We start from the raw sequence: 23,523 nt of genomic DNA on the forward strand, positions 1-23,523 counted from the left end.
TCCTAAACCTTGCGCGCGACGCCGGCCAGGCCGCGGGAGCGCTCGGGCTCCTCCCGGTACGGGTCCGGCCCTGCGGGGCGCCACTGCGACAGCCACACCAGGCCGGGTTCGACCAGCTCCATACCGTCGAAGAAGGCGGCGATGTCCTCCCGCGAGCGCGGCCGCGCCGTGCTGTTCGCCTCCTCCTGGTAGGAGGCGACGACCTTCTCCGACGCGGCGAGCGTCGCGGTGTCGGACGGATCGATGTGGATGTGCGACAGCGCCAGCAGACTGCCGGCGGGCAGCATGTCCCGGTAGAAGGCCAGAGTCCGCTCCGGCCGGGTCTCCGGCGGCATGAAGTGCAGCAGTGCCACCGCCAGCAACGCGACCGGCTCGCGGACGTCGATCACACCCGTGTCCACCACGCGCTGCCACAGCACGGGACCGTCGAAGAAGTCCGCGTCGATCGCGCGGTGCCGCTCGGGATCCGCGGTCCGCTCGAGCAGGATCTCCGCGTGCGCCTGCGCGATCGGCTCGTTGTCGATGTAGACGACGCGGCACTCACCCGGTGCCACCTCGTCCGCCACCTCGTGCACGTTGCCCTGCGTCGGCAGTCCCGAGCCGATGTCCACGAACTGCCGGATGCCCGACTCGACGGCGAATCGCACCGCGCGCCCCAGAAACGCCCGGTTCGACCGCGCGAAGTCCCTGATCTCCGGGAGCTTCCGCAGCTGCGCCTCGGCGAACTGCTGGTCCACCGCGTAGTTGTGCACGCCACCGAGCAGGTAGTCGTACACGCGCCCCACCGACACCTTGTTCACCGACTCCGCCAGCCGGTCGGCGCCACTCGCCGCCATCGAGGCCGCTCCCTCCGCGTGGACCACCCGGTTACCTGACACAGTCTGCCACCCGGCCGGGGCAGGCCGATGTCCGACCTGGAGATCGGCCGTAGGGTTCGGGCATGGCGAAGTACTTCGACGTGCACCCGGAGAACCCGCAACCGCGCACGATCCGGAAGGTGGTCGACATCGTGCGCGCCGACGGACTGATCGTCTACCCCACCGACTCCTGCTTCGCCCTCGGCTGCCGGCCGGGCAACCAGGACGGGGTCGACCGGATCCGCTCGATCCGCGCCCTCGACGACCGTCACCACTTCACCCTGGTCTGCCAGGACTTCGCCCAGCTCGGCCAGCTGGTGCACATCAACAACGCGGTCTTCCGGGCGATCAAGGCTTCGACCCCCGGCAGCTACACGTTCATCCTGCCCGCGACGCGGGAGGTGCCGCGCCGCCTGCAGCATCCGAAGAAGAAGACCGTGGGCGTCCGCATCCCCGACCACGCCACGACGCAGGCCCTGCTCGCCGAGCTCGGTGAGCCGCTGCTGTCGAGCACGCTGCTCCTGCCCGACGAGGAGGAGCCGCTGACCCAGGGCTGGGAGATCAAGGAACGGCTCGACCACGCCGTCGACGCGGTGATCGACTCGGGCGACTGCGGCACGCGCCCCACCACGGTGATCGACTTCTCGCAGGACGAGGCCGAGGTCGTCCGGCACGGTGCCGGTGATCCCGCCCGCTTCGAGTGATGCCGCGCTCTGCTCACTCCGTACCGGTGCGCCGCAGGAAGTAGACGCCGATGAGGAGGAAACCGGCCGCGACGGCGAAGACCGACGAGTATCCGTTCGTCTCCTCGAAGCTGAGCACGGGCACCGAGCTGGACGCCTCGATCGCCAGCCCGGCCAGCAGCGGGCCGGCGAGCAGCCCCACGCCCCGGCTGAGGCCGAACAGCCCCGCGCCGACGCCGTGCCGGGTCTTCTCGGGCAGCAGGCCCATCAGCTGGGAGTAGGGCAGCGTCAGCAGGACCACGGCGGCGAAGGCGACGGGCAGGATCGCGGTGACGAACGCGGTGTCCGTGGTCAGCAGCGCCGGAGTCAGCCCCACGGCGAACGCCACCACGGCGACCACCATCACCCGGCGAGCGCCGTAGCGGTCACCGAGCTTGCCCGCCAGCGGCGCGGCCAGCACGGCCGAGAACCCGACCAGCGCCAGCGCACCCGAGGTACCGCTGAGCGAGACGCCGAGCCCGACGGTGAAGTAGAGCACGACGAACGTGCGCAGCGCGCCGAGCGCCGCCTCCCAGCAGGCGTTGGCGACGGCCCAGTTCCGGATGCGGGCATCCTCGCGCAGAAGGGACAGTGCCGCGCCGGCACCGCTGCCCCGCTCCCGCTGCGGGTGTCCCTCCAGACGCCCGCGGATGCCCAGGAACAGGCACGCCGTGACGGCCACGACCGCCCCGGCGCCGAGGACGAACGGCAGCGGCCGCCACAGCGCGAGCAGCACGCCACCGCTCGCCAGGGCCAGCAGCAACCCCGTGGCACGCAGGCCGCCCTGGAAACCCTGTGACCGGCCCGCGGCCTCGGCGGGGACGAGGTCCGGATACAGCGCGTAGTACGGCGCGTAGTAGGTGAAGTAGGCGGCGAAGAACACGAGCAGCACGGGCACGACCAGGTACAGCGACCCGGCCGAGAGGGGCAGCAGGACGAGGGAAGCGGCGGCGACGACCGTGGCGCCGAGCACGAAGGGCAGCCTGCCGCCGAGCCGGGTGCGCAGCCGGTCGGACCAGCCGCCGACCAGCACCGGGAGCACCAGCGCCAGCACGCCCTCGCTGCCGATGAGGACCCCGATCGTCGCCGGCCCGGCGAGCCTGCCGAGCAGCACCGGCCCGTAGGTGGTGACGACAGTGTAGGCGAACGCGATCCCCAGCGCCGGCACGCCAAGCAGGAGCAGGAACCGGCGCTGCGACCAGCTCAGCGGCGAGCCGCCCCGCCGTGAGTGCTGCGTCGATGATCCCTCGGACACGGCATCCGGGCTACCCGCTCAGCGTCCCCGGCAAGCCTCGTGAGTGCGCACGCGAGTTAGAACTCGCGTGCGCACTCACGAGCGTCAGCCGGCGCTCACGTGCACGTAGTCGATCACCAGGCGCTGCGGGAAGGAGGTGCTGCCGTCCGGGTCACCGGGCCATTCCCCGCCGACGGCCACGTTCATGATCATGTAGAACGGGTGCTCGAAAACCCAGTCGTTCCCGCCGACATCGGCCGGGGTGCGGACCTGGTAGACGGTGCCGTCCACCGACCAGGCGATCCGGCCGGGCGACCAGTCCACGGCGAACGTGTGGAAGTCGTCGGCGAAGTGCTGCCCACCTGGCAGGGTGTACGCGCCGCCGATGCCGCCACCGCCGGAGTAGCCCGGACCGTGCAGCGTGCCGTGCACCGTCCCCGGTTCGTGGCCGACGTTCTCCATGATGTCGATCTCTCCACTGTCCGGCCAGCCGACGCGGTCGAAGTCCTCGCCCAGCATCCAGAACGCGGGCCAGATGCCCTGCCCGCGCGGCAGCTTCATACGCGCCTCGAAGTGGCCGTAAGCCTGCGTGAACGTCTGCGCGGTGGTGAGCTTCGCCGATGTGTAGTCGCAGTTTCCGTACCAGCACTGGTAGCCGCCGGGATTCTCCTGGCGCGCAGTGATCACCAGGTGGCCGTCACCGTCCAGCGCCACGTTGTCGGTGCCGCCGGTGTAGTACTGGCGCTCCCAGTTGCCCCAGCCATCAGGGCCGTTACCGATCTCGTGCCGCCATTTGGAGCTGTCCGGGGCACTGCCCGCGGGTCCTTCGAAGTCGTCGGAGAAGGTGACCGCGGCGGCATCGGCTCCCTCCGGCGGGCCGGGATCGGCGCCGGCGGCTCCCGCCGGGACGGTGACCGCCGCGGCGGCCAGGATCGTGACAAGGGCGCGTGCAGGTCTGCTCATCATGCGCCTCAGTGTCCAATGGTCTGGACCACATGCGCAAACATCCTGTCCGGTTCGGTGACAGAACCGGACAGGCGGGCGCCGCGCGGGCTCAGTGGCCGCGGTCGGGCATGATGAGCCAGAGCGCGATGTAGATGAGGACCTGCGGTCCGGGCAGCAGGCAGGACAGCACGAACAGCAGCCGCACCTTGTTCGGCTGCCAGCCCCAGCGTTCGGCCAGCCCCGCGCAGACGCCCGCGATCATCCGGTTCTGCCTGGGCCTCGCCAGTGTTCTCGTCGTGGTCATGCCTCCACGATGCGCCTCCGCACGCCGCCTCGCATCAGGGACGCCCCCGGAGAAGTCCCCGAGATGTCCCCAATGTGGCACCGGTCGCGCTGAACGCAACGGGTGCCGCATCGGGGTCGTGTCCGTTCAGACGAGGCCCTGCCGGGCTGCCCACACCACGGTCTCGATCGACGTGCGGAAGCCGAGCTGGTCGCACATCGCGCGCATCCGCCTGCGCACCGTCCGGTCGGAGAGCTCGAGCCTGCGGGCCACGGCCTCGATCGGCAGGCCGCTGGCCAGCAGGCGGAGCAGTGCCAGATCATCCTCACCCAGCGCCGTGCCCTCGTCGATCATCACCACGCCGCTCTCCTGCTCCGCCCTTTCCGCGCCGCAGCGCACGGAATAAATCGTTTCAAAAAGCGCGTTGTGAAGTAGCCTGCGGCCTGCACACATCGGGTGTCAAGCCACGAAACCGAAACAACGGCCGCGCCTACGCGCTCGTGGTGCCGAAGGACCACTCGCCGTGCCCGGCCCGCAGCACCACGAACCCCGGCTCGGTCCGCACGAATTCCGCGGCGGGTGTCGCGGTCACGTCCGCCCGGCGCGCCGCGGGCACGTGCACCTCGGCGGTCGAGCCCACCGGCACGCGCACGGTGAGGCGCAGCCCGCCGTCCACCCGCGACCAGCCGGCGGCCGCCTCACCGCGCACGGTCTCCAGCGACGTCCGCGCCCAGGCGACACCCGCTCGCGCGTCCGGGCGGACGACGAAGCGCTCGTATCCGGCATCGCCCGGCCGCAGGCCCGCGACGTTCTCGTACAGCCACTGCGTGACGGTGCCCTGGAAGTAATGATCCCGCGAGCGGGAGTCCAGGTGCCACATCTCCCACATCGTGTCGGCGCCGTGGTCGAACCAGTAGCCCCAGCTCGGGTAGCTGCGCTGGGTGGCGATGGCGTGCGCGACGTCGGAGTGGCCGTACGCGCTGAGCACGCGCAGCAGCACGCTCGTACCGAGCGCACCCGTGTTGAGGTGATCGCCGCGCGCCCTGATGTCGGCCACCAGGCTGGCCACCACCGACGCCTCCGCGCCCTGCGGCACCATCCCGAACGCCAGCGGGATCGCGTTCGACGTCTGCCGGTAGTCCGGGTCCTTCGCCGTCCGGTAGTGCCCTTCCGGCCCGAGGAACGCCGCGTTCAGCGCGCCGCGCAGGCCGTCGGCGACCGACCGGTACCGCCGCGCCACGTCCTCGTACCCGAGCACGTCGCCGAGCTCCGCCGTGCCGCGCAGGGCCCGGTACAGGTACGCGGTCGCGGTCAGCCGGGTGTCCTCGGGCGGCACACCGCCGTACCCGGGCGGCAGGTAGTCGCCGAGCGCGGTGACGGCGAGCCCGTCGCGCAACCTGCCGATCTCCCAGTCCAGGTAGCGCACGAGCGGTTCCCAGTGCTCCGCGGCGATCCGCTCGTCGCCGTAGACCCGGTACATCTCGCGCAGCACGAACGGGTACACGGTGGTCCATTCCGGCGAGGGCGCGAGCTCGTTGTAACCCCAGCCACCACTCGGCACGATCACCGGCAACTGCCCGGGGTCGTCCTGGCTGTCGGCCAGGTCCCCGGCCCACTTGCTCAGGAACCGGGCCATCCCGAAGGCGTAGGTCATCGTCGGCAGGCCCACCTGCGCGTCGCCGGTCCAGCCGTTCTTCTCGTACATCGGCGTGTCGGTGGGGATGCCGTGCAGGTTGTTCAGCACGGTCCGCCGCATCGCGTGGTCGAGCCGCTCGTAGAACGGCTCCGAGCAGCGGAACGTGCTCGTCTCCGGCACCGCGCTGTGCACCAGCCTCCCGAGCACGTCGCCCGGCTTCGGCGCCGAGGGCAGCCCGCTGACTTGCACGTAACGGAAGCCCTTGTAGGAGAACCGCGGCTCCCACTGCTCCGTGCCGTTGCCCGCGCAGATGTACTCGTCGCGCTGGAAACGCCCCGGCACGTGCCCGGTCTCCGCGCGCACGCTGCCGTCGCCGGCCAGCCGCTCACCGTGCACCAGCTCGATCCGGGTGCCCTCGGGCGCCTTGACCGACAGCTTCGTCCAGCCCGCCATGGTCCGGCCCATGTCCACCACGTACACCCCGGGCCGCAGCTCGGAGATCGCGGCGGGCCGCACGTTCTCGATCACCTCGATGGGCTCGTGCTGCTGCGCGCGCAGCACCCCGGCAGGCGCCGTCCGCACCTCGGGCGCCCGCCAGCCGCCGTCGTCGAAACCGGCCTCCGTCCAGCCACGTGGCGCCAGGCGCGCGTCGTAGGTCTCCCCGGCGTACTGCGAGTTGGACAGGGTGGGTCCCTCGGTCATCCGCCAGTCCCCGCCGGAGCCGATGGTGGTGCGGGAGCCGTCGGGGTGCTCGATGTCGAGCTGTGCGAGCAGTTGCGGCTCCCCGTGCCAGCTCGCCCGGTGCCAGTTCCACACGTTCGGCGTGGTCATGCCGTAGAAGCCGCGGCCGAGCGTCACGCCGATCGCGTTGCCGCCGCGGCGGAGCAGGCCGGTCACGTCGTGCGTCGCGTAGAGCACGGTCCTGCCGTAGTCGGTGAATCCGGGGTCGAGCACCTGCGCGCCCACCCGCTCGCCGTTGACCTCGGCGTCGTAGTAGGCGAGCCCGCTGACGTACAGCCGCGCGCGGGCCACCGGCCCTTCGACGGTGAACTCCCTGCGCAGCAACGGCGCAGGGCGCTCAGGGGCGGCCACACCGACCCCGCGGCCCCACGGGCCCTCGCCGTAGGGCGCGAGCACGGCCGCCTCGGCCCAGCCGCCGTCGTCGAAGCCGGGTTCGGTCCAGCCGTCGGGCTCGCTGTCGGTGACCCGCCAGCCCGCGCCGGTGACCAGCTCGCGGGTCTGCCCGTCACCGAGCTCGACGATGAGCCGGACGAGCAGCCCGCCGGGGTTGACGGACGCGTTGCCGCGGTTGGTGGCCAGCGCGGCGAGGACCACCCGGTCACCCGCCGCGCCGACCTGCTCGGTGACCTCGGCGAAGTGTCCGGTGCGCCAGCCGTCGACGCGCTCGGGCGCGTGCAGCACCTCCTGCCCGCCGAGGTAGAGGGTGAAGTCGTCGTCCGCGGTGGCCACCAGCCGGGCGCGGGCGACGGTCGCACCTGCGGGCAGGTCGAGCCCGCCGCGGAACCAGCGTGGCCCGGCCGGCGCCCCGGTGGAGGTGGAGCCGGGCGACCAGATCCACGACGCGCCGTCGAACCCGGGCGGCTCGGGCGGCGCCGGGGCGCCGATCCACTCGGCCTGCCACGGCGTGGACAGCAGCGCCGTCTCCCACCAGCGCGTCGCGCTCCACGCCGACGGCCGCCCGTCGGCGTCCCAGACTCGCACCCGCCAGTGGTAGCGGGTGCGTGGCCGCAGCGCCGGACCCGCGTAGGCGATCCCCACCGACCTCGCGGACTCCACCCGGCCGGAGTCCCAGACGCCGCCGGGTCTGCCGGCGTCGGTGGTGACCTGAATCCGGTAGGCCGACTGACGGGCGCCGTGGCCTCCCGCGGCGAGGACCCAGGAGAGCCGGGGCTTCGGTACGTCCGTGCCGAGCAGCGTGTCGGCGTACTCCACCGTCGTGCGCTCGACCCGCAGCCTGCCGGCATCCTCCTGCCGGGCCGCCGCGGGAACGGCGGGCAGCGCGAAGGCCGCCACCCCAGCCCCGGCGCCGATGGCCGAGTTCTGCAGAAAGCCACGTCGATTCAGACCCCTGCTCATGCGCACCGCCTCCCCGTCGGAGTGACCGGTCGAAGTCGCGGCGAGCGCCGGGGACAACGGCCACGTTCTGTGATGAATCGTTTCAATCCGTAGCCGTCCGTTCTCGCCGTCGAGAGTTCCGGGTTCGAGCGGGGAGACTAACCCGATTTCGCCGGGGTCGCGGTCCAGTTGTCCGGTTTCGGACACCAGCCGACAACTACAACGTTATTGACAATCTAATTTGTCGGTGGCATCGTTTGCCGCAACCGAGAGGAGCCGGAATGGGACACGAGTTCGAGACCAGCGAGGAAGTCGAGGTCCCGGCGAGCCCGGAGCAGGTGTGGGAGGCGATCGCCACGGGCCCGGGCATCGACTCGTGGTTCATGGGCCGCAACGAGGTACGCCCAGGCGCGGGCGGCACCGTCCGCATGGCCTTCGGCGGCTACACGCCGGAGTCGGCGGTGACCGCGTGGCAGCCGGGACAGCGGCTCGCCTACGGTTCCGAGCCGGCCGCGGACGGGCGGTTCGTGGCGTACGAGTTCCTCATCGAGGGCCGGGCAGGCGGCAGCTCCGTACTGCGCGTGGTCACCAGCGGCTTCGTCCCCGGCGACGACTGGGCGGACGAGTTCGAGGCGATGACCCTCGGCAACGAGATGTTCTTCCGCACGCTGGTCACCTACCTCACTCACTTCGCAGGCCGCACCGCCGTGCCGCTCACCGTCTTCGGTCCGCCGGTGGCGGACTGGGACAGCGCGTGGGCCGCGCTCAGGAGTGGGCTCGGGCTGAGCGGACCGGCCACCGAGGGCGACCGCGCGCGACTCGCGCCGGACGGCCGGACGGCCGTCGAGGGCATCGTGTACTTCACCAACGAGCACACGCTCGGCGTGCGCACCGCAGACGCGTTCTACCGCTTCCTCCGGGGCTTCAACGGCCCGATGGTCGCCGCACACCAGTACTTCTCCCCCATCGACATCGAGCAAGCCGAGTCGGCCTGGCGGTCATGGCTCGACCGGCACGACGGAAGGACACTCCGATGACCACCAAGACGACGAAGACCACGGGCACCGTCACCTCGCAGGACGGCACCAGAATCGCGTTCGACAGGGTGGGCGAGGGGCCGCCGCTCGTCCTGGTGGACGGCGCGATGTGCTTCCGCGCCTCCGGCCCGATGGCTCCCATCGCCGAGCTGCTGGCGAAGGACTTCACCGTCTACACCTACGACCGCAGGGGCCGCGGCGGCAGCGGCGACACCCCGCCGTACGCGGTCGAGCGCGAGATCGAGGACATCGAGGCGCTGCTGCAGGAGGCGGGCGGCCCGGCACACGTCTTCGGGATCTCCTCCGGCGCGGCGCTCGCGCTCGAAGCCGCCGACCGCGGCCTCGCCGTCCGCAGGCTGGCGCTGTACGAGCCGCCGTTCGTCGTGGACGGCAGCCGGGAGCCGGTCTCCGCGGAGCTCGTGCGCGACCTGCACCGGGCGGTCGCGGAGGAGCGGCGGGGCGAGGCGATCAGGATGTTCATGAAGGTGGTGCAGGTCCCCGCGTTCGCGATCTTCCTGATGCGGTTCATGCCTGCGTGGCCGAAGCTCAAGTCGGTCGCGCACACGCTTCCCTACGACTTCGCGGTCCTCGGCGACGTGCAGGGCGGCAAGCCGCTGCCACCCGACCGGTGGACCTCGGTCACGGCTCCGGTGCTGGTGCTCGACGGCGGCAAGAGCCCGGCCTGGCTCCGGGGCGGCACGAAGGCGCTCGCGGACCTGCTGCCGACGGCGCGCTACGGCACGCTGCCAGGGCAGACCCACATGGTGAAGGCCAAGGTGCTGGCCCCGGCACTGGCCGAGTTCTTCGGGGAAGGGTGAGTGGAGCGCCCGAGCTGACCGTGGCGCCGGGGGCCTCTCGTAGGATCGGCCGATGACTTCGCCCGAGACGCTGCGCGTGCTGAACCGGGTCTTCGGTTACGACTCGTTCCGGGAGGGGCAGCACGAGATCGTCGACCACGTCACCGCCGGGGGCGACGCGCTCGTGCTGATGCCGACGGGCGGCGGCAAATCGCTCTGCTACCAGATTCCGGCGCTCATACGCGAGGGCGTGGGCGTGGTGATCTCGCCGCTGATCGCGCTGATGCAGGACCAGGTCGACGCGCTGCGGGCGCTGGGCGTGCGGGCCGGCTTCCTCAACTCCACCCAGGATCCGGACGAGCGCAGGCTCGTCGAGGCCGAGTTCCTCTCCGGGGAGCTTGACCTGCTCTACCTCGCGCCGGAACGGCTGCGGGCGGAGTCGGCACTGCGGCTGCTCGACCGCGGCAAGGTCTCGCTCTTCGCGATCGACGAGGCGCACTGCGTCGCGCAGTGGGGGCACGACTTCCGGCCCGACTACCTGGCCCTTTCGGAGCTGCACGAGCGCTGGCCGGAGGTGCCGCGGATCGCGCTGACCGCGACGGCGACCAAGGCGACGCACGCCGAGATCGCCTCGCGGCTCAACCTCGAGGACGCCAGGCACTTCGTGGCGAGCTTCGACCGGCCCAACATCCAGTACCGGATCGTCGGCAAGAACGAGCCGCGCAAGCAGTTGCTCGAACTGCTGCGCACCGAGCACGCCGGGGACGCCGGCATCGTCTACTGCCTGTCCCGCAGGTCGGTCGAGGACACCGCGGAGTTCCTCGTGCGCAACGGGATCGACGCGGTGCCCTACCACGCGGGGCTGGACGCGCCCACCCGCGCGAAGCACCAGTCGCGGTTCCTGCGCGAGGACGGCCTGGTGGTGGTCGCCACCATCGCGTTCGGCATGGGCATCGACAAGCCCGACGTGCGGTTCGTCGCGCACCTCGACCTGCCCAAGTCGGTGGAGGGCTACTACCAGGAGACCGGCCGCGCGGGGCGCGACGGGCTGCCCTCGACCGCGTGGCTGGCGTACGGGCTCCAGGACGTCGTGCAGCAGCGGAAGATGATCGACGGCTCGGAGGGCGACGCCGCGCACCGCCGCAGGCTGAGCGCCCACCTCGACGCGATGCTCGCGCTCTGCGAGACGGTCGAGTGCCGCCGCGTGCAGTTGCTCGCCTACTTCGGCCAGAGCGGGACCCCGTGCGGCAACTGCGACACGTGCCTCTCGCCGCCGGAGTCGTGGGACGGCACGGTGCCCGCGCAGAAACTGCTGTCCACCATCGTGCGCCTGCGCCGGGAGCGCGGGCAGAAGTTCGGTGCCGGGCAGATCATCGACATCCTGCTCGGCAAGCGCACCAGCAAGGTCGGCCAGCACGACCACGACTCGCTCTCGGTGTTCGGCGTCGGCACCGAACTCGGCGACGGCGAGTGGCGCGGGGTCGTCCGGCAGCTGCTGGCGCAGGGGATGATCGCCGTCGAGGGTGACTACGGCACGCTGGTGGCCACCGAGGCCGGTGACGAGGTGCTCTACCGGCAGCGCAAGGTCATGCTGCGGCGTGAGCCCGAGCGGGCGGCGAAGCCCGCGAAGTCCCGTCGCGCCGCCGTTTCCGCCGAGCTGCCGGAGGATGCGGCGCCGGTGTTCGAGCGGCTGCGCGCGTGGCGGGCGGCCACCGCCAAGGAGCAGGGAGTGCCGGCCTACGTGATCTTCCACGACGCGACGCTGCGGCAGATCGCGACGGAGTCGCCGTCCTCGCTGACCGCGCTCGGCACGGTGAACGGGGTCGGCGATAACAAGCTCGCGAAGTACGGTGAGCAGATCCTGGAAGCGGTGAACACCCTGCCGAGCACGCCCCCCTCGTGAGTGCGTAACAGTGTTCTAACTCGTGTGGCCACTCACGAGGGCCTGCCCGCGCTCGCCCGCCTGCGCTTGACCAGGTAGCCGACGGCGACCACGGCGACCACCAGTCCCAGCACGATCCAGCTTCCGGCGCCCACGGCGTTCTCGATCTCCCGCGCCGCCTTTCCCGCGGCCGCGCCGATGCCGATGTGCAGAGCGCACCACACCGCGGCGCCGACGACGACGGCGGGCAGGAACTTGCGGTACGGCATCCGCGCGGATCCCGCGGCGGCGGGCATCAGCGTGCGCAGCACCGGAAGGAAGATGGCGATCAGCACCGCCCACGTCCCGTGCCTGCGCAGTGTCGCCATCGCCCGGTCCCAGCCGTCTGCGCGCCGCCGGACGAGTCTCGTCTCCCGGAGCCGGGGGCCGAAGCGGCGGCCGATCAGGTAGCCGACCGAGTCACCCGCGATCGCGCAGAGCGTGGTCACCAGCCACATGAGGAGAAAACGGGACACGCTCGTGGCCGCGGTGCCCACCAGGAAGAGGCCCGTCTCGCCGGGCGCGATGAACCCGAGGCCGATCGTGCACTCGCCGAACACCAGCACGCCGGCGCCCGCCAGCAACCCGGCCGGCGGCAGGGTCTGCAGCCAGTCGAGCGCGTCCGTCACCCACGCCATACGTTCCTTTCCGGTCGGCACCGTTCATACTATCGTGCCATTTCGCGCTTTCCAGCTAATTACCAGGCGAATTTAACGCACCACCGAGACAGGTGGTTTGGAAAACCGCCGCTCTGGGCAGCGCTTTACGTTCGGTAGGGCGACACCCGGAAGTGGCGTACTGTGGCGCTTCCGATTTTCCTGGACACAGCCGCGCGACGGTGGTGATCGGACAACTCTCCGGTATCGGACCGTGGCCGGACCGAGTGAATGCCGGGCGGCTCGGCAAGGAATGCCGTGACAGCTTTCCGCTGGTAATTTTTTCGACGTCGGCGGCTCACCGGGCCGCCACGGCACAAAATAAACCGATCTCGATTGGAAAAGGGTTCAAGGTGCTGAAGAAAGCCGCATTCGTTGCCGCAGCTTCCGCCGGGCTGATGATGCTCGGGTCCCCCGCGTTCGCCGGCGGGGGCGGCTATGACGAGGGCCCCCACAACGGCCAGGCCGGACTGGTGAACGTCAACGACGTCCTCAACGACAACAACGTCGGCGTGTGTGACAACAAGGTCAACGTGCTCGGCGTGCAGGCGACCGACGCCCTCAACGGGATCGGCCTTCCGCTGCTGTCCCCGGGCGCGCCGACGGAGGCCGAGAACAAGGCACCGGATGTGTGCGTCGCCGAATCCGGGCACTGAGAAATCCGGTAGACGAAACGCGGGTGGCTGCCGAAAACGGTGGCCACCCGCGTTCTCGTATTCACGAGCGGACGTGCCGCGCGGTCGATCCGGCCAGCGGCAGCGGGTCCATTCCCAGCTTGCGGTGGTCCCACGAGCGCACCCGCTCGACGTCGACCCGCACGACGATCCGCTTGTGCAGCATGAACTCGACCATCGGGGCGACCTCGTCGGTGTAGGGCCCGTTGTAGCGCTCCCAGACGTTCACACCGACGCGCCAGATCTCGTCCGGGTCCTCGCTGATCACCCCGTGCCCCTCCAGCGAGACGCCGCGGAGCTCATCGTAGGTGAGGCCGTCCTCGATCATGCACGTCAGCCTGCTGTCGCGGCGCAGGTTGCGTACCTTCTGTGACTTCGCCTTCGTCTCGAACCAGAGCTGCCCGTCGATCACCGCGTACCACATGGCGACCAGGTGCGGAAAGCCGTTCGGTCCGAGCGTGGACAGCGTGACGGTGCGGCTGCGCTCGATGAACGCGGCGATCTCCTCATCGGTCATCCGGATCTGCGCGCGCTGGTTCGTGGCCATCACGGCTCCTCTCGGCCGCGATCGCGGCCAGTAGGGGTTCGGTCAGGTCAGGCCGGCAGATCAGCAGGTCCGGCAGGTAGGGGTACCGCTCGTTGTAGCGCAGCGCGGAGCCGTCGACGCGGGAGGCGTGCAGCCCCGCGGCGAGCACGACGCCGACCGGCGCGGCCGAGTCCCACTCATACTGCCCGCCCGCGTGCAGGTAGGCATCGGCCTCGCCGCGCAGCACCGCCATCGCCTTGGCCCCGGCGGAGCCCATCGGCACGAGCTCCGCCCCGGCCACCTCGGCAACCGGCCGCGCGAAGTCCGGCGGCCGGGTGTCGCTGACCACGATCCGGGGCCGCCCTTCGCGGCGCGGCGGCGTGCTGACGTCGTCACTGGCGTACACGGCGGGCAACGACGGCTGGGCGACGGCGGCCGCGGTGATGCCGAGCCCCGCCTCCCACAGCGCGACGTGCACGGCCCAGTCGTCCCGCTCGCCGAGCCCGTACTCGCGCGTGCCGTCGAGCGGGTCCACGATCCACACGCGGCTCGCCCCGAGCCGCACCGGGTCGTCGGCGGACTCCTCGGACAGCACCGCGTCACCGGGTCGCTCGCGCGCGAGCCGGTCGAGCAGCAGAGCGTTGGCCTCGGCGTCGCCCCGCTTGCCGAGCGCCTTCGGGTCGTCGGCCGGGTGCTCGGCGCGGATCCGCAGCAGCAGTCGCCCGGCCTCGTCGGCGAGCCGGGCGGCGAGTCGGGTGTCGGTGGTCACCGGTCCAGGAAAGCAAGGATCGCGGCGGCCATCTCGGCGGGGTCCCCGTCACTGGGGCGCAGCACCACCTCGGGCGACTCCGGCGGCTCGTACGGATCGTCGACGCCGGTGAACCCGGTGATCTCGCCGCTGCGGGCGCGAGCGTAGAGCCCCTTCGGGTCGCGGGTCTCGCACAGCTCCAGCGGCGTGTCGACGAACACCTCGACGAACGGCAGCCCGGCCGCCTCGTGAGTGGTGCGCGCTCGCTCGCGGTCGCCACGGTAGGGGCTGACCAGCGAGACGACGGCGATCACGCCCGCATCGGCGAACAGCGCCGCGACCTCCGCCGTGCGCCGCACGTTCTCCGCGCGGTCGGCGGCGCTGAAGCCGAGATCGGCGCCGAGGCCGTGCCGGAGGTTGTCCCCGTCGAGCAGGTAGGCGGGCCTGCCCGCCGCGACGAGCCTGCGTTCGAGCTCCGCGGCGATGGTCGACTTGCCGGATGCGGACAGGCCGGTGAGCCACACGGTCAGGCCGCTCGTGGCGCGCTCCTGCCTGCTCACGCTGCCGGAGTGCCAGACGACGTTCGCGGCGGAACGGTGCGGCGCGGTGATCATGCCCGCGGCGACCGTGTGATCGGTGACCTCGTCGACCAGGACGAAACTGCCAGTGGTGCGGTTGCGGCGGTAGGGGTCGAACAGCAGCGGCGCCTGGGTGCGCAGCCGGACGCGGCCGATCTCGTTCAGCGAAAGCGCCCGCACCGTCTCGTCGCGGTGCAGGGTGTTGACGTCCAGCCGGTAGTCGAGCTCGGCCACCTGCGCCTTGACCGTGCGGGTGTTGTGCAGCAGCACGTAGCGCCCACCGGGCTTGAGATCGGCGTGCTCGCTCATCCAGCAGACCATCGCGTCGATGTCGGAGCCAACCTCAGGCCGGTTGCCGGGGCGGCAGAGCACGTCGCCCCTGGTGATGTCGATCTCGTCGGCGAGCTGCACGGTGACCGCCTGCGGGGGGAACGCCTCGGCGACCGGCCCGCCACCCGGCGCCCAGATGGCGCGCACGGTGGAGCTGAAGCCGGACGGCAGCACGGTGACGTCGTCGCCGGGCTTGAGCACCCCGCCTGCGAGCGTGCCTGCGTAGCCGCGGAAGTCACCGTGCCGGATCACGTACTGCACCGGCAGCCGGACGTCGACCAGGTTGCGATCGGAGGCGATGTGCACCTCTTCGAGGTGGTGCAGCAGCGAGGTGCCCTCGTACCACGGCATGCTCGTGCTGCGGTGCACGATGTTGTCGCCGTGCAGCGCCGAGACCGGCACGAACGTCAGGTCGGAGACGTCCAGCTTCATGGCGAAGCGGCGGAAGTCCTCCCGGATCTCGTCGAACCGCTCGCGCGAGTAGTCGACCAGATCCATCTTGTTCACGCACACCACCAGGTGCGGGATGCCGAGCAGGCTCGCCAGGAACGCGTGCCGCCGGGACTGCTCCAGCACACCCTTGCGCGCGTCGACCAGGATCAGCGCCAGGTCGGCGTTGGACGCGCCGGTGACCATGTTGCGCGTGTACTGGACGTGGCCAGGGGTGTCGGCGATGACGAACTTGCGCCTCGGGGTGGCGAAGTAGCGGTGTGCGACGTCGATCGTGATGCCCTGCTCGCGCTCCGCCCGCAGCCCGTCGGTGAGCAGCGCCAGGTTCGGCTGGGCGTCGCCGCGCGCCTGGCTGGTCCGCTCGATCGCGTCGAGCTGGTCGGTGAAGAGAGTCTTCGAGTCGTAGAGCAGCCGCCCGATCAGTGTCGACTTCCCGTCGTCGACGCTGCCCGCGGTGGCCAGGCGCAACAACTGCGGCATCAGAAGTAACCCTCCCTCTTGCGGTCTTCCATGCCGGCCTCGGAGATCCGGTCGTCCGCCCGGGTCGCGCCCCGCTCGGTGACCCGCGTGGCCGCGACCTCGGCCACCACGTCCGCCGGAGTCGTCGCCGCCGATTCCACGCATCCGGTGCAGGTGGCGTCGCCGACCGTCCGGAACCGCACCCTCGCCTCGTAGGGCTCCTCACCGTCGAGCAGCGTCAGGTGCCTGGTCTGCGCCAGCAGCATCCCGTCGCGCTGGACCACCGGCCGCCGGTGCGCATAGTAGAGCGGGGGCAGCTCGATCCCCTCGGCGAGGATGTACTCCCACACGTCCAGCTCGGTCCAGTTGGACAGCGGGAACACGCGGATGTGCTCGTTCTTGCGGCAGCGCCCGTTGTAGATGTTCCACAGCTCGGGCCGCTGGTTTCGCGGGTCCCACTGGCCGAAGCGATCGCGGAAGCTGAACACCCGCTCCTTCGCGCGGGCCTTCTCCTCGTCGCGCCGCGCGCCGCCGAACAGGGCGTCGAAGGAATGCTCGGAGATCGCCCGCAGCAGCGTCGCCGTCTGCAGCCGGTTGCGGCTCGCCCCCGGCCCGGTCTCCTCCACCGAGCGACCCGCGTCGATGTCGTCCTGCACGCTCGCGACGAGCAGCCGCACCCCGAGCCGGTCCACCACCCGGTCCCGGAACTCGATCACCTCGTCGAAGTTGTGCCCGGTGTCGACGTGGAGCACGGGGAACGGCAGCGGCGCGGGCCAGAAGGCGCGCGCCGCGACGTGCAGCATGACGACCGAGTCCTTGCCACCGGAGAACAGCAGTACCGGCCGCTCGAAGGTCGCCGCCACCTCACGGAAGACGTGCACCGCCTCCGCCTCGAGAGTGCGCAGGTGGGACAGCTCGTAGGCGGTGGTCACGGCGCTGAAATTAGAACAAGTTCTTGCAACTGGTCAAGCTGAAGCGGAAGCTTGGCAACCATGGACATCGCCACCCTCGAAGAAATCAAGCGCGTGAAGTACCGCTACCTGCGCTGCGTGGACCTCAAGCGCTGGGACGAACTCGCCGGCACCCTCTCGGCCGACGCCACGGCAGACTACGGCACGCCCACTTACGGCGAACCGCTGCGTCTGACCGGGCGGGACGAGATCGTGGGCTTCCTGCGGGACAAGCTCGGCCCGGAGATCATCACCGTGCACTCCGCGGGCCAGCCGGAGATCGAGATCGACGGCGAAACGGCCACCGGCACCTGGGCCTTCGAGGACACGGTGATCGCCACCGAGCACCGCGTGGTGATCCAGGGCGCCGCCTTCTACGAGGACACCTACGAGCGCGGCGACGACGGAGCCTGGCGTATCCGGCATACCGGCTACATCCGCACGTACGAGGCCATGCTCTCGCTCGACGACCTGCCTAGCTTCCAGCTCACGGCCAACCGCTGGGCGGCTCCGTTGACCAATAGCTAGAACACGTTCTAGCCTGGGCAGATGCTGACGCAGGCATTCGCGGACGCGGTCGTCGAGGCCGAAAAGGTGATCAACGAGGCGCCGCACATCCGCGGCGAGCAGGACCTGCTGGAGGGCTACGACTACCTCGCGGGCAGTATCCGCGCGTCGTTGCAGCTGGCCTGGGCCTACGAGCGCGACTTTCCCTACTTCGTCAGCTCGACCGGGCCGTACACGAAGATGGGACTGGACAATCCGGACGCGCTGTACTTCCACTCCTACCTGCGCGACGACGCCGAGTACGTGGTCACCGGCGAGCGCGGCACCACGCGGGACCTGAGTTTCCAGGTACTCAACGGCGACTACTCGCCCGTCGACGTCCCGGACAGCCTCGCCGCGTTCGACGACCGCGCGATCGAGATCGCCGCCGACGGCTCGTTCGAGCTCCGGTTCGGGCCGGACCGCAGCAAGGCCGGGCCCGATTACTTCGTGCTCGGACCGGGCTCGGCGATGCTCGTCGTGCGGGAGGTCTACAGCGACTGGAACGCCGAGCGGCCGGGCACGATCCGCATCCGCCGCGCCGACCGCGCGGGCGCGGCGCCACCGCCGAAGGGCAAGGACACGCTGGCGAAGCGGTACGGCGTGGCGGGCAAGATCCTGCTCAGCAGGCTCCGCACGTTCCTCGCCTTTCCCGAGTGGTTCTACCTGAAGCTGCCGGTGAACACGATGACCGGGCCGCGCCGCACCCCCGGCGGGCTGTCCACGCAGTTCTCCTCGGCGGGCCACTACGACCTCGACGACGACCAGGCCATGATCGTCACCGTGCCCGCGTCCGACGCGCCCTACCAGGGCATCCAGCTGGGCAGCATGTGGTACATCTCGCTCGACTACAGCAACCACCAGACCAGCCTCACCGCCGACCAGGCGCGCACCGATCCCGACGGCCGGATCCGGTTCGTCATCAGCGAGCGCGATCCCGGGCTCGCCAACTGGCTCGAACGCACCGGGCACCGGCGCGGCTACGTGCAGATCCGCTGGCAGCGCCTGTCGCGGGACCTCACGCCCGATGACGGCCCCGAGGTCGAGGTGGTCGGCGTCGACGAGCTGCCGGAGCGGCTCCCGTACTACGAGCAGGCGCGGGTGAGCGCGGCCGAGTGGACCGAACGGATCGCGCTGCGGCAGGACGCCGTCGCCAGGCGGATGCTCGGCTGATGCTGCTCGAGGACAGGGTGGTCGTCGTCTCCGGGGTCGGCCCCGGGCTGGGCCGCGCGCTGGCCGTGCGGTGCGCTCACGCGGGCGCGGACGTGGTGCTCGCGGCGCGGACCGCCGCACGGCTCGACGAGGTGGCCGAGGAGGTCACCGACCTCGGCAGGCGCGCGGTGGCCGTGCCCACCGACATCACCGACGACGACTCGGCGGCCCGCCTGGTCGAGTCCACCATGGACGCCTTCGGCCGGGTCGACGCGCTCGTCAACAACGCCTTCGCCATCCCGCCGATCGCCGACCTGCTCGACGTGAACCTGGACAAGGTACGCAAGGGCTTCGAGACCAACGTGCTGGCCGCACTGCGGCTGACCCGGCTGTTCACCCCGGGGCTGGAGGCGGCGGGCGGCTCGGTCGTGATGATCAACTCAGCGGTGCTGCGGCATTCCCGGCGCACCTTCGGCGCGTACAAGATGGCGAAGTCGAGCCTGCTCGCGCTCGCGCAGAGCCTCGCGACCGAGCTGGGGCCGAAGGGGGTCCGGGTGAACTCGGTGGCCCCCGGCTACATCTGGGCCGACACCCTCAAGGCCTACTTCGGTTACCTCGCGAAACAGCGCGGGGTCGATCCGGAACAGGTCTACGAGGAGACAGCGGCGACCATCGACCTGCGCAGGCTGCCTGAGCCGGAGGAGATCGCCGATGCCGTGGTGTTCCTCGCCTCCGCGCTCGCCCGCGCCGTCACCGGCCAGTGCCTCGACGTCAACGGCGGCGAGTACCACCACTAGGACCCGGGGGACGAGATGAGCACGGGCAGGGACAGCGTCGGCACGGTCGAGGACCTGCACGCCTCGGCGACCCGGCTTACCGGGCTCGACGACTTCGGCACCGACGACTACCGCGACGGGCTCGCCGTGCTGCTGGAGTCCTACGCGCGCGAGGCGGATCTGACACCGCTCGGCAACAAGATGAAGCGGACGTTCCTGCGCGGGGCGCTCGTCGCGCGGCTGCTCAGCGAGGCGGCCTGGCGGCGGCATCCGGAGTACGCCGACGTCGCGATCGAGCGGCCGATCTTCGTCACCGGGCTGCCCCGCACCGGTACCACCGCGCTGCACCGGCTGCTCACCGCCGACCCCGCGCATCAGGGCCTCGAGGTGTGGCTGACCGAGGTGCCGCAACCGCGTCCGCCGCGGGAGACCTGGGCGGCCGACCCGGTCTTCCAGGGCATCCAGGCAGGCTACGAGCGGCACCACGTCGAGCGTCCGGAGTTCATGGGTGTGCACGCGATGTCCGCCGACATGGTCGAGGAGTGCTGGCAGCTGCTGCGGCAGTCGATGCGCTCGGTCTCCTACGAATGCCTCGCGCACGTACCCACCTACTCGGCGTGGCTGGACAAGCAGGACTGGACCGGCGCGTACCGCAGGCACCGGCGAAACCTGCAACTGATCGGCCTGCCCGACCGCGACCGGCGCTGGGTGCTCAAGAACCCGAGCCACCTTTTCGCGCTCGACGCGCTGCTGGAGGTGTACCCCGACGCGCTGGTGGTACAGACACACCGGTCGCCGCGCACCGCGATCGCCTCGGTGTGCAGCCTCAACGCGCAGGCGTCGGCGGGCTGGTCGGAGACGTTCCGGGGCGAGGTGATCGGGCGCAACCAGCTCGACCTGTGGGCGCGCGGGCTGGACCGGTTCGTGACCGAGCGCGCCCGGCACGACCCGGCGCGGTTCTGCGATGTCGAGTACGACGACTTCGTCGCCGACCCGATCGGCACGGCAGAGTCGATCTACGCGCACTTCGGCCTGCCGCTGACCGACGGGGCGCGGGCGTCGATGCGGGCACTGCACGCGGAGAGCACGGCAGGTGCGCGCAAGCCCGCGCATCGCTACACCCTCGCCGATTTCGGGCTCACCGAAGAGGAGGTGGACGCCCGCTTCCCCGTCCCCTCGTGAGTGCGCACACGAGTTCTAACTCGCGTGCGCACTCACGAGGACGGGCGCTTCCGCTCGCATAGGGTGGCTCCATGCCGTTCGCCGAACTGCCCGAACGGGCCGCCTGGACACACCAGAGCGCACGCTCCGGGTTCGAGGTCGTGTTCTTCCGCCCCATCGACACCGGTTACCTGCTCGAAGGATCCACCACGGCGGTCGAGGACGGGCAGGCCTGGATCGTCGACTACCGCATCGCGCTGGATGCGGCGTGGGCTACTCGGCGGGCCCGCGTCACCGGCCGGTGGAGCGGCGGATCGGGGTCCACACTGCTGGAGACCGACGGGCCGGGGCACTGGCGGGTCGACGGCGAGCCGGCGGCGCACCTGGACGGCTGCCTCGACGTGGACCTGGAGTCCTCGGCCGTGACCAACGCCCTGCCGGTTCACCGATTCGGCCTGCACGTCGGCATGGAGGGTTCCGCGCCGGCTGCCTACGTCCGCGCGCTCGACCTCTCGGTCGAACGACTGGAGCAGGAGTACCGGCGCATCGACGACGAAGGGCCATATCAACACTTCGACTACCGCGCGCCCGCGTTCGACTTCGCCTGCCGCCTGGTCTACGACGAGTCGGGCCTCGTCGTGACCTATCCGGCCTTGCAGCACGCTCTGCCTGAGCACCCTCGCGGCGGGACCGAGGCCCCACTGGAGGCCGTGGTGCCGGACGAACGCCGCTGAGCCGGCCTCAGTGCTCCAGCAGCTGGTCGAAGAACGAGCGGTAACGCCGCAGCACGAGCCGCAGTTCCTCGGTGGCCGCTCCGCCGCGGCTCCACTGCTCTTCCAGGCCGCGCCGGTACTCCGCGAACGTGGCGGCGAGCGACTGGATCGTCGCCGCCACCAGCTCGTCCGCCTCCCGCACCGCGCGCTGCGGGTCGTCGACGAAGCCGGTCTGGATCGCCTGCCAGCGCTCCCGGAACCGCCGCGCCTCCTCGGGCAGGAACAGCTTCTGGTCACCGGGGCCCGAACCGGGCGGTCCGGAATCCCGCTCGTCCGGCCGTGTCGCGGCGAGCAGGTCCGCGGTGCCGGGCGGCCGGGTGTCGCCCGCTCCCGGGGCGCTCTCGTGCTGTGCCACGTCAACGACCACCCTCCGGCATGCCGCGGGGCCTGCTGGGCCGCGAAGCGTTGTCCTCCTCGACCGGGTCCCCGGCATCGTCCTCGATCAGGTCCTCGAACACCGTGCGGTAGCGCACCATCGCGTCCCGCAGCGCCTCCGTCGAGGCCTCGGTGCGCTCGTGCTCCCGCATCGTGCTGTGCGCCTTGCGGTAGTTCTCGAGCGTCCGCGCGTGCCGGACGGAGAGGTCGGCGACCTGCTGGTCGTAGCCGTCGGTCGGGTAGCCACGCTCGGCCATCGCCTCCACCAGGAGCCGGTCCGCCTCGCCCACCGCACGGGCGGGCCGGTCCACGAACTCCTCCTGGATCAGCGCCCACTGCTGTACGTACCGCTCCCGGGCCGAGGGCGACAGCGGGCGAATGTCCAGCTTCGAGTGGCGCTGTTCTCGATGCGCGAGGTCCCGGTGGGCCGCGCGCCTGCTCCCGTGCCTCTCGACCGTCCGGTCGTACTCGGCACCGAACCTCTGCCGCAGACGTTGCCGCTGCCTCTCCTGGTACGCCAGCCAGGCCACGACGCCGATAACGGCGACAGCGGCGATCACGATGACGACAACCAGCCACGTGGGCATCGCACTCTCCTCCTGCGTTCGTCGAGCGGCGCCCCCCGCGGATGCCGTATGCCCCGAGTCGCGCGGAAGAAAACGCGGAAGAGAACGCAGCTATCGCGCCGGGCTCTCACGTTGCGCCGGATGTCGGTACCCGTACGCCCGTTCGCGCCGTGGCAGCAGCCGGACCAGCGAGCCACGCGGCACGCCGAGCACCTCTTCGAGACAGCGCAGCGCCGCCAGCGACTCCGGCCGCTCCGGGCGGCACCGGCCGGACTGCCAGTGGCTCAGCGTGGCGAGGCTGACTGGCACCCCGCAGGCCCGCAACCGGTACTGGATTCGCTCCAGCCCGAGACCTCGCCGCCGGATCGCCGCCCGCAGCGCCTCCGCGAACGGGCCGGTCGCCAGCAGCGACTCCAGTCCGGGCGCGCCGCCGCCTTGTTGATCGGCCTGAGGGGTTCGCTGACCGGCCATCACTGCTCCAGCCCTAGAAGGAACCGAAGTAGCCTACGACTTTCCGGCGCCCGCCGGAAGGGCAGGAGGGCGCCAGCGAGAATCCACAATGGACATTCGACGAAGCGCACGCGGTCGCTAACGCACGGCGACGGAGAGGGCCTGTGCGATCTCCTTGCCGAGCGCATGCGTCGCGGCTTCCGGCTGCGGGCCGACCTTCACGACGATCGGCCCGCCGAACGGCTGCCGCTCGACGACCTCGATCCGCTCGCCGAGCCCGATGGCGTGCTCGGACAGGTAACGCAGCAGCTCCGGATCGGTGTCCCACACCCGCACTATCTTCCCGACGGCCCCGGTGGGCAGCTCGTCCAGCAGCCGGGTCGACAGCTCCTCGACGCTGCCGTCCACGGCCGGGATCGGATCACCGTGCGGGTCGCGCACCGGGTTGCCCAGCTTCGCCGCCATCCGCTCGACGAGCAGGTCGGAGACGACGTGTTCGAGCTGGTCGGCCTCGACATGCACCTCGTCCCAGGTGTAACCGAGCTCGGATACCAGGTACGACTCGATCAGCCGGTGCCGGCGCAGCACCGCCCGTGCCAGTGCCGTGCCCTCGCCGGTGAGCTCGATGCCGCGGTACGGCACGTGGGCCACGAGGCCCTGCTGAGACAGCTTGGTCACCATCCCCGAGGCCGAGGAGGGGCTCACTTCCAGCCTGGTCGCCAGCGACGTGTTGGTGACGGCCTCGCCGCGCTCGGCCAGGCCGTAGATCGCACGCACGTAGTCCTCGATGGACGACGATCGCCGGTTCGAGGTCTCAGCCATGCGCCCCACGATACGGCTCCACC

The 23,523-nt window shown here is 70.9% G+C and carries 25 protein-coding genes; 10 read left to right on the forward strand and 15 right to left on the reverse strand.

The genetic code is table 11. The features are described from left to right. Positions 1 to 2: 2 nt before the first annotated feature. Entirely contained in the window at positions 3 to 836 is an 834-nt protein-coding gene (locus JAP66_RS09470) for an SAM-dependent methyltransferase (RefSeq protein ID WP_199431267.1), read from the reverse strand. A 104-nt stretch (positions 837 to 940) separates the two neighbouring features. On the opposite strand from JAP66_RS09470, the gene JAP66_RS09475 reads away from it, so the two are divergent. After that, positions 941 to 1,561 (forward strand): L-threonylcarbamoyladenylate synthase, encoded by a 621-nt coding sequence (locus tag JAP66_RS09475; RefSeq protein ID WP_199431268.1) that lies wholly within the window; start codon positions 941 to 943, stop codon positions 1,559 to 1,561. 13 nt (positions 1,562 to 1,574) lie between these two features. Here JAP66_RS09475 and JAP66_RS09480 read toward each other — a convergent pair whose 3' ends face one another. The 5 genes from JAP66_RS09480 to JAP66_RS09500 form a co-directional block, all read right to left on the reverse strand. Beyond that, complete coding sequence (locus JAP66_RS09480; protein WP_199431269.1) at positions 1,575 to 2,834, reverse strand: MFS transporter; 1,260 nt, start codon at positions 2,832 to 2,834, stop codon at positions 1,575 to 1,577. 84 nt (positions 2,835 to 2,918) lie between these two features. Further along, entirely contained in the window at positions 2,919 to 3,779 is an 861-nt protein-coding gene (locus JAP66_RS09485; protein WP_199431270.1) for a glycoside hydrolase family 16 protein, read from the reverse strand. An 88-nt stretch (positions 3,780 to 3,867) separates the two neighbouring features. Next, positions 3,868 to 4,062: a PspC domain-containing protein gene (locus tag JAP66_RS09490; protein ID WP_199431271.1), complete on the reverse strand. Its 195-nt coding sequence runs from the start codon at positions 4,060 to 4,062 to the stop codon at positions 3,868 to 3,870. A 126-nt stretch (positions 4,063 to 4,188) separates the two neighbouring features. Further along, a complete protein-coding gene (locus JAP66_RS09495) occupies positions 4,189 to 4,440 on the reverse strand; it encodes a helix-turn-helix transcriptional regulator (protein WP_372448951.1) in 252 nt (83 codons plus the stop codon). A gap of 91 nt (positions 4,441 to 4,531) precedes the next feature. Continuing rightward, positions 4,532 to 7,774 (reverse strand): family 78 glycoside hydrolase catalytic domain, encoded by a 3,243-nt coding sequence (locus JAP66_RS09500; protein ID WP_199431272.1) that lies wholly within the window; start codon positions 7,772 to 7,774, stop codon positions 4,532 to 4,534. Between the two features lie 260 nt (positions 7,775 to 8,034). On the opposite strand from JAP66_RS09500, the gene JAP66_RS09505 reads away from it, so the two are divergent. The 3 genes from JAP66_RS09505 to recQ are packed head-to-tail and all read left to right on the forward strand — an operon-like array spanning position 8,035 to position 11,490. Beyond that, positions 8,035 to 8,790, forward strand: coding sequence for an SRPBCC family protein (locus JAP66_RS09505; protein WP_199431273.1), 756 nt, complete (start codon positions 8,035 to 8,037; stop codon positions 8,788 to 8,790). Further along, entirely contained in the window at positions 8,787 to 9,608 is an 822-nt protein-coding gene (locus JAP66_RS09510) for an alpha/beta fold hydrolase (RefSeq protein WP_199431274.1), read from the forward strand. The genes JAP66_RS09505 and JAP66_RS09510 overlap by 4 nt, the downstream gene beginning before the upstream one ends. A 52-nt stretch (positions 9,609 to 9,660) precedes the next feature. Then, complete coding sequence (gene recQ / locus JAP66_RS09515; protein WP_199431275.1) at positions 9,661 to 11,490, forward strand: DNA helicase RecQ; 1,830 nt, start codon at positions 9,661 to 9,663, stop codon at positions 11,488 to 11,490. A gap of 32 nt (positions 11,491 to 11,522) precedes the next feature. Here recQ and JAP66_RS09520 read toward each other — a convergent pair whose 3' ends face one another. After that, positions 11,523 to 12,146, reverse strand: coding sequence for a DedA family protein (locus JAP66_RS09520; protein ID WP_199431276.1), 624 nt, complete (start codon positions 12,144 to 12,146; stop codon positions 11,523 to 11,525). Positions 12,147 to 12,346: 200 nt separating this feature from the next. Between JAP66_RS09520 and JAP66_RS32890 the strand changes: the two genes are divergently transcribed. Then, a complete protein-coding gene (locus JAP66_RS32890; protein ID WP_307849502.1) occupies positions 12,347 to 12,820 on the forward strand; it encodes a hypothetical protein in 474 nt (157 codons plus the stop codon). A gap of 61 nt (positions 12,821 to 12,881) precedes the next feature. Here the strand turns inward: JAP66_RS32890 and JAP66_RS09530 are convergent, their stop codons facing one another. Genes JAP66_RS09530 through cysD form a run of 4 tightly spaced genes read right to left on the reverse strand, consistent with a single transcriptional unit; the run spans position 12,882 to position 16,861 of the window. Further along, a complete protein-coding gene (locus tag JAP66_RS09530) occupies positions 12,882 to 13,385 on the reverse strand; it encodes a pyridoxamine 5'-phosphate oxidase family protein (protein ID WP_199431277.1) in 504 nt (167 codons plus the stop codon). Continuing rightward, complete coding sequence (locus JAP66_RS09535) at positions 13,345 to 14,133, reverse strand: 3'(2'),5'-bisphosphate nucleotidase CysQ (protein WP_199431278.1); 789 nt, start codon at positions 14,131 to 14,133, stop codon at positions 13,345 to 13,347. Before JAP66_RS09535 ends, JAP66_RS09530 begins: the two co-directional genes overlap by 41 nt. Continuing rightward, positions 14,130 to 15,950 (reverse strand): adenylyl-sulfate kinase, encoded by a 1,821-nt coding sequence (cysC, locus tag JAP66_RS09540; RefSeq protein ID WP_199431279.1) that lies wholly within the window; start codon positions 15,948 to 15,950, stop codon positions 14,130 to 14,132. Before cysC ends, JAP66_RS09535 begins: the two co-directional genes overlap by 4 nt. Beyond that, positions 15,950 to 16,861 (reverse strand): sulfate adenylyltransferase subunit CysD, encoded by a 912-nt coding sequence (gene cysD, locus JAP66_RS09545; RefSeq protein ID WP_199431280.1) that lies wholly within the window; start codon positions 16,859 to 16,861, stop codon positions 15,950 to 15,952. The genes cysC and cysD overlap by 1 nt, the downstream gene beginning before the upstream one ends. 60 nt (positions 16,862 to 16,921) lie before the next feature. Here cysD and JAP66_RS09550 point away from each other — a divergent pair, with 60 nt between their 5' ends. The 5 genes from JAP66_RS09550 to JAP66_RS09570 all read left to right on the forward strand — a co-directional run bounded on the left by JAP66_RS09550 (position 16,922) and on the right by JAP66_RS09570 (position 21,248). Further along, entirely contained in the window at positions 16,922 to 17,407 is a 486-nt protein-coding gene (locus tag JAP66_RS09550) for a nuclear transport factor 2 family protein (RefSeq protein WP_199431281.1), read from the forward strand. Between the two features lie 21 nt (positions 17,408 to 17,428). Further along, complete coding sequence (locus tag JAP66_RS09555) at positions 17,429 to 18,598, forward strand: hypothetical protein (RefSeq protein ID WP_199431282.1); 1,170 nt, start codon at positions 17,429 to 17,431, stop codon at positions 18,596 to 18,598. Next, the gene (locus JAP66_RS09560; RefSeq protein WP_199431283.1) at positions 18,598 to 19,374 is read left to right on the forward strand and encodes an SDR family oxidoreductase; all 777 of its coding nucleotides are present in this window, start codon (positions 18,598 to 18,600) and stop codon (positions 19,372 to 19,374) included. Before JAP66_RS09555 ends, JAP66_RS09560 begins: the two co-directional genes overlap by 1 nt. A gap of 15 nt (positions 19,375 to 19,389) precedes the next feature. Then, positions 19,390 to 20,535, forward strand: coding sequence for a sulfotransferase family protein (locus JAP66_RS09565; RefSeq protein ID WP_199431284.1), 1,146 nt, complete (start codon positions 19,390 to 19,392; stop codon positions 20,533 to 20,535). Positions 20,536 to 20,606: 71 nt separating this feature from the next. Then, positions 20,607 to 21,248, forward strand: coding sequence for a putative glycolipid-binding domain-containing protein (locus JAP66_RS09570; RefSeq protein WP_199431285.1), 642 nt, complete (start codon positions 20,607 to 20,609; stop codon positions 21,246 to 21,248). 7 nt (positions 21,249 to 21,255) lie between these two features. Here the strand turns inward: JAP66_RS09570 and JAP66_RS09575 are convergent, their stop codons facing one another. The 4 genes from JAP66_RS09575 to JAP66_RS09590 all read right to left on the reverse strand — a co-directional run bounded on the left by JAP66_RS09575 (position 21,256) and on the right by JAP66_RS09590 (position 23,500). Further along, positions 21,256 to 21,642, reverse strand: a complete 387-nt coding sequence (locus tag JAP66_RS09575) for a hypothetical protein (RefSeq protein WP_307849503.1) — start codon at positions 21,640 to 21,642, stop codon at positions 21,256 to 21,258. Position 21,643: 1 nt separating this feature from the next. Beyond that, on the reverse strand, positions 21,644 to 22,249 hold the full coding sequence (locus JAP66_RS09580) for a hypothetical protein (RefSeq protein ID WP_199431286.1): 606 nt from the start codon (positions 22,247 to 22,249) through the stop codon (positions 21,644 to 21,646). A gap of 90 nt (positions 22,250 to 22,339) precedes the next feature. Next, positions 22,340 to 22,699 carry a transcriptional regulator gene (locus JAP66_RS09585; RefSeq protein WP_199431287.1) on the reverse strand — a complete coding sequence of 120 codons (360 nt, stop codon included), beginning with the start codon at positions 22,697 to 22,699 and terminating at the stop codon, positions 22,340 to 22,342. 117 nt (positions 22,700 to 22,816) lie between these two features. Further along, entirely contained in the window at positions 22,817 to 23,500 is a 684-nt protein-coding gene (locus JAP66_RS09590; protein WP_199431288.1) for a metal-dependent transcriptional regulator, read from the reverse strand. Positions 23,501 to 23,523: the final 23 nt, after the last annotated feature.

Origin of the sequence: Qaidamihabitans albus (assembly GCF_016464705.1) — a bacterium.
Classification (GTDB): Bacteria; Actinomycetota; Actinomycetes; order Mycobacteriales; family Pseudonocardiaceae; genus Qaidamihabitans; species Qaidamihabitans albus.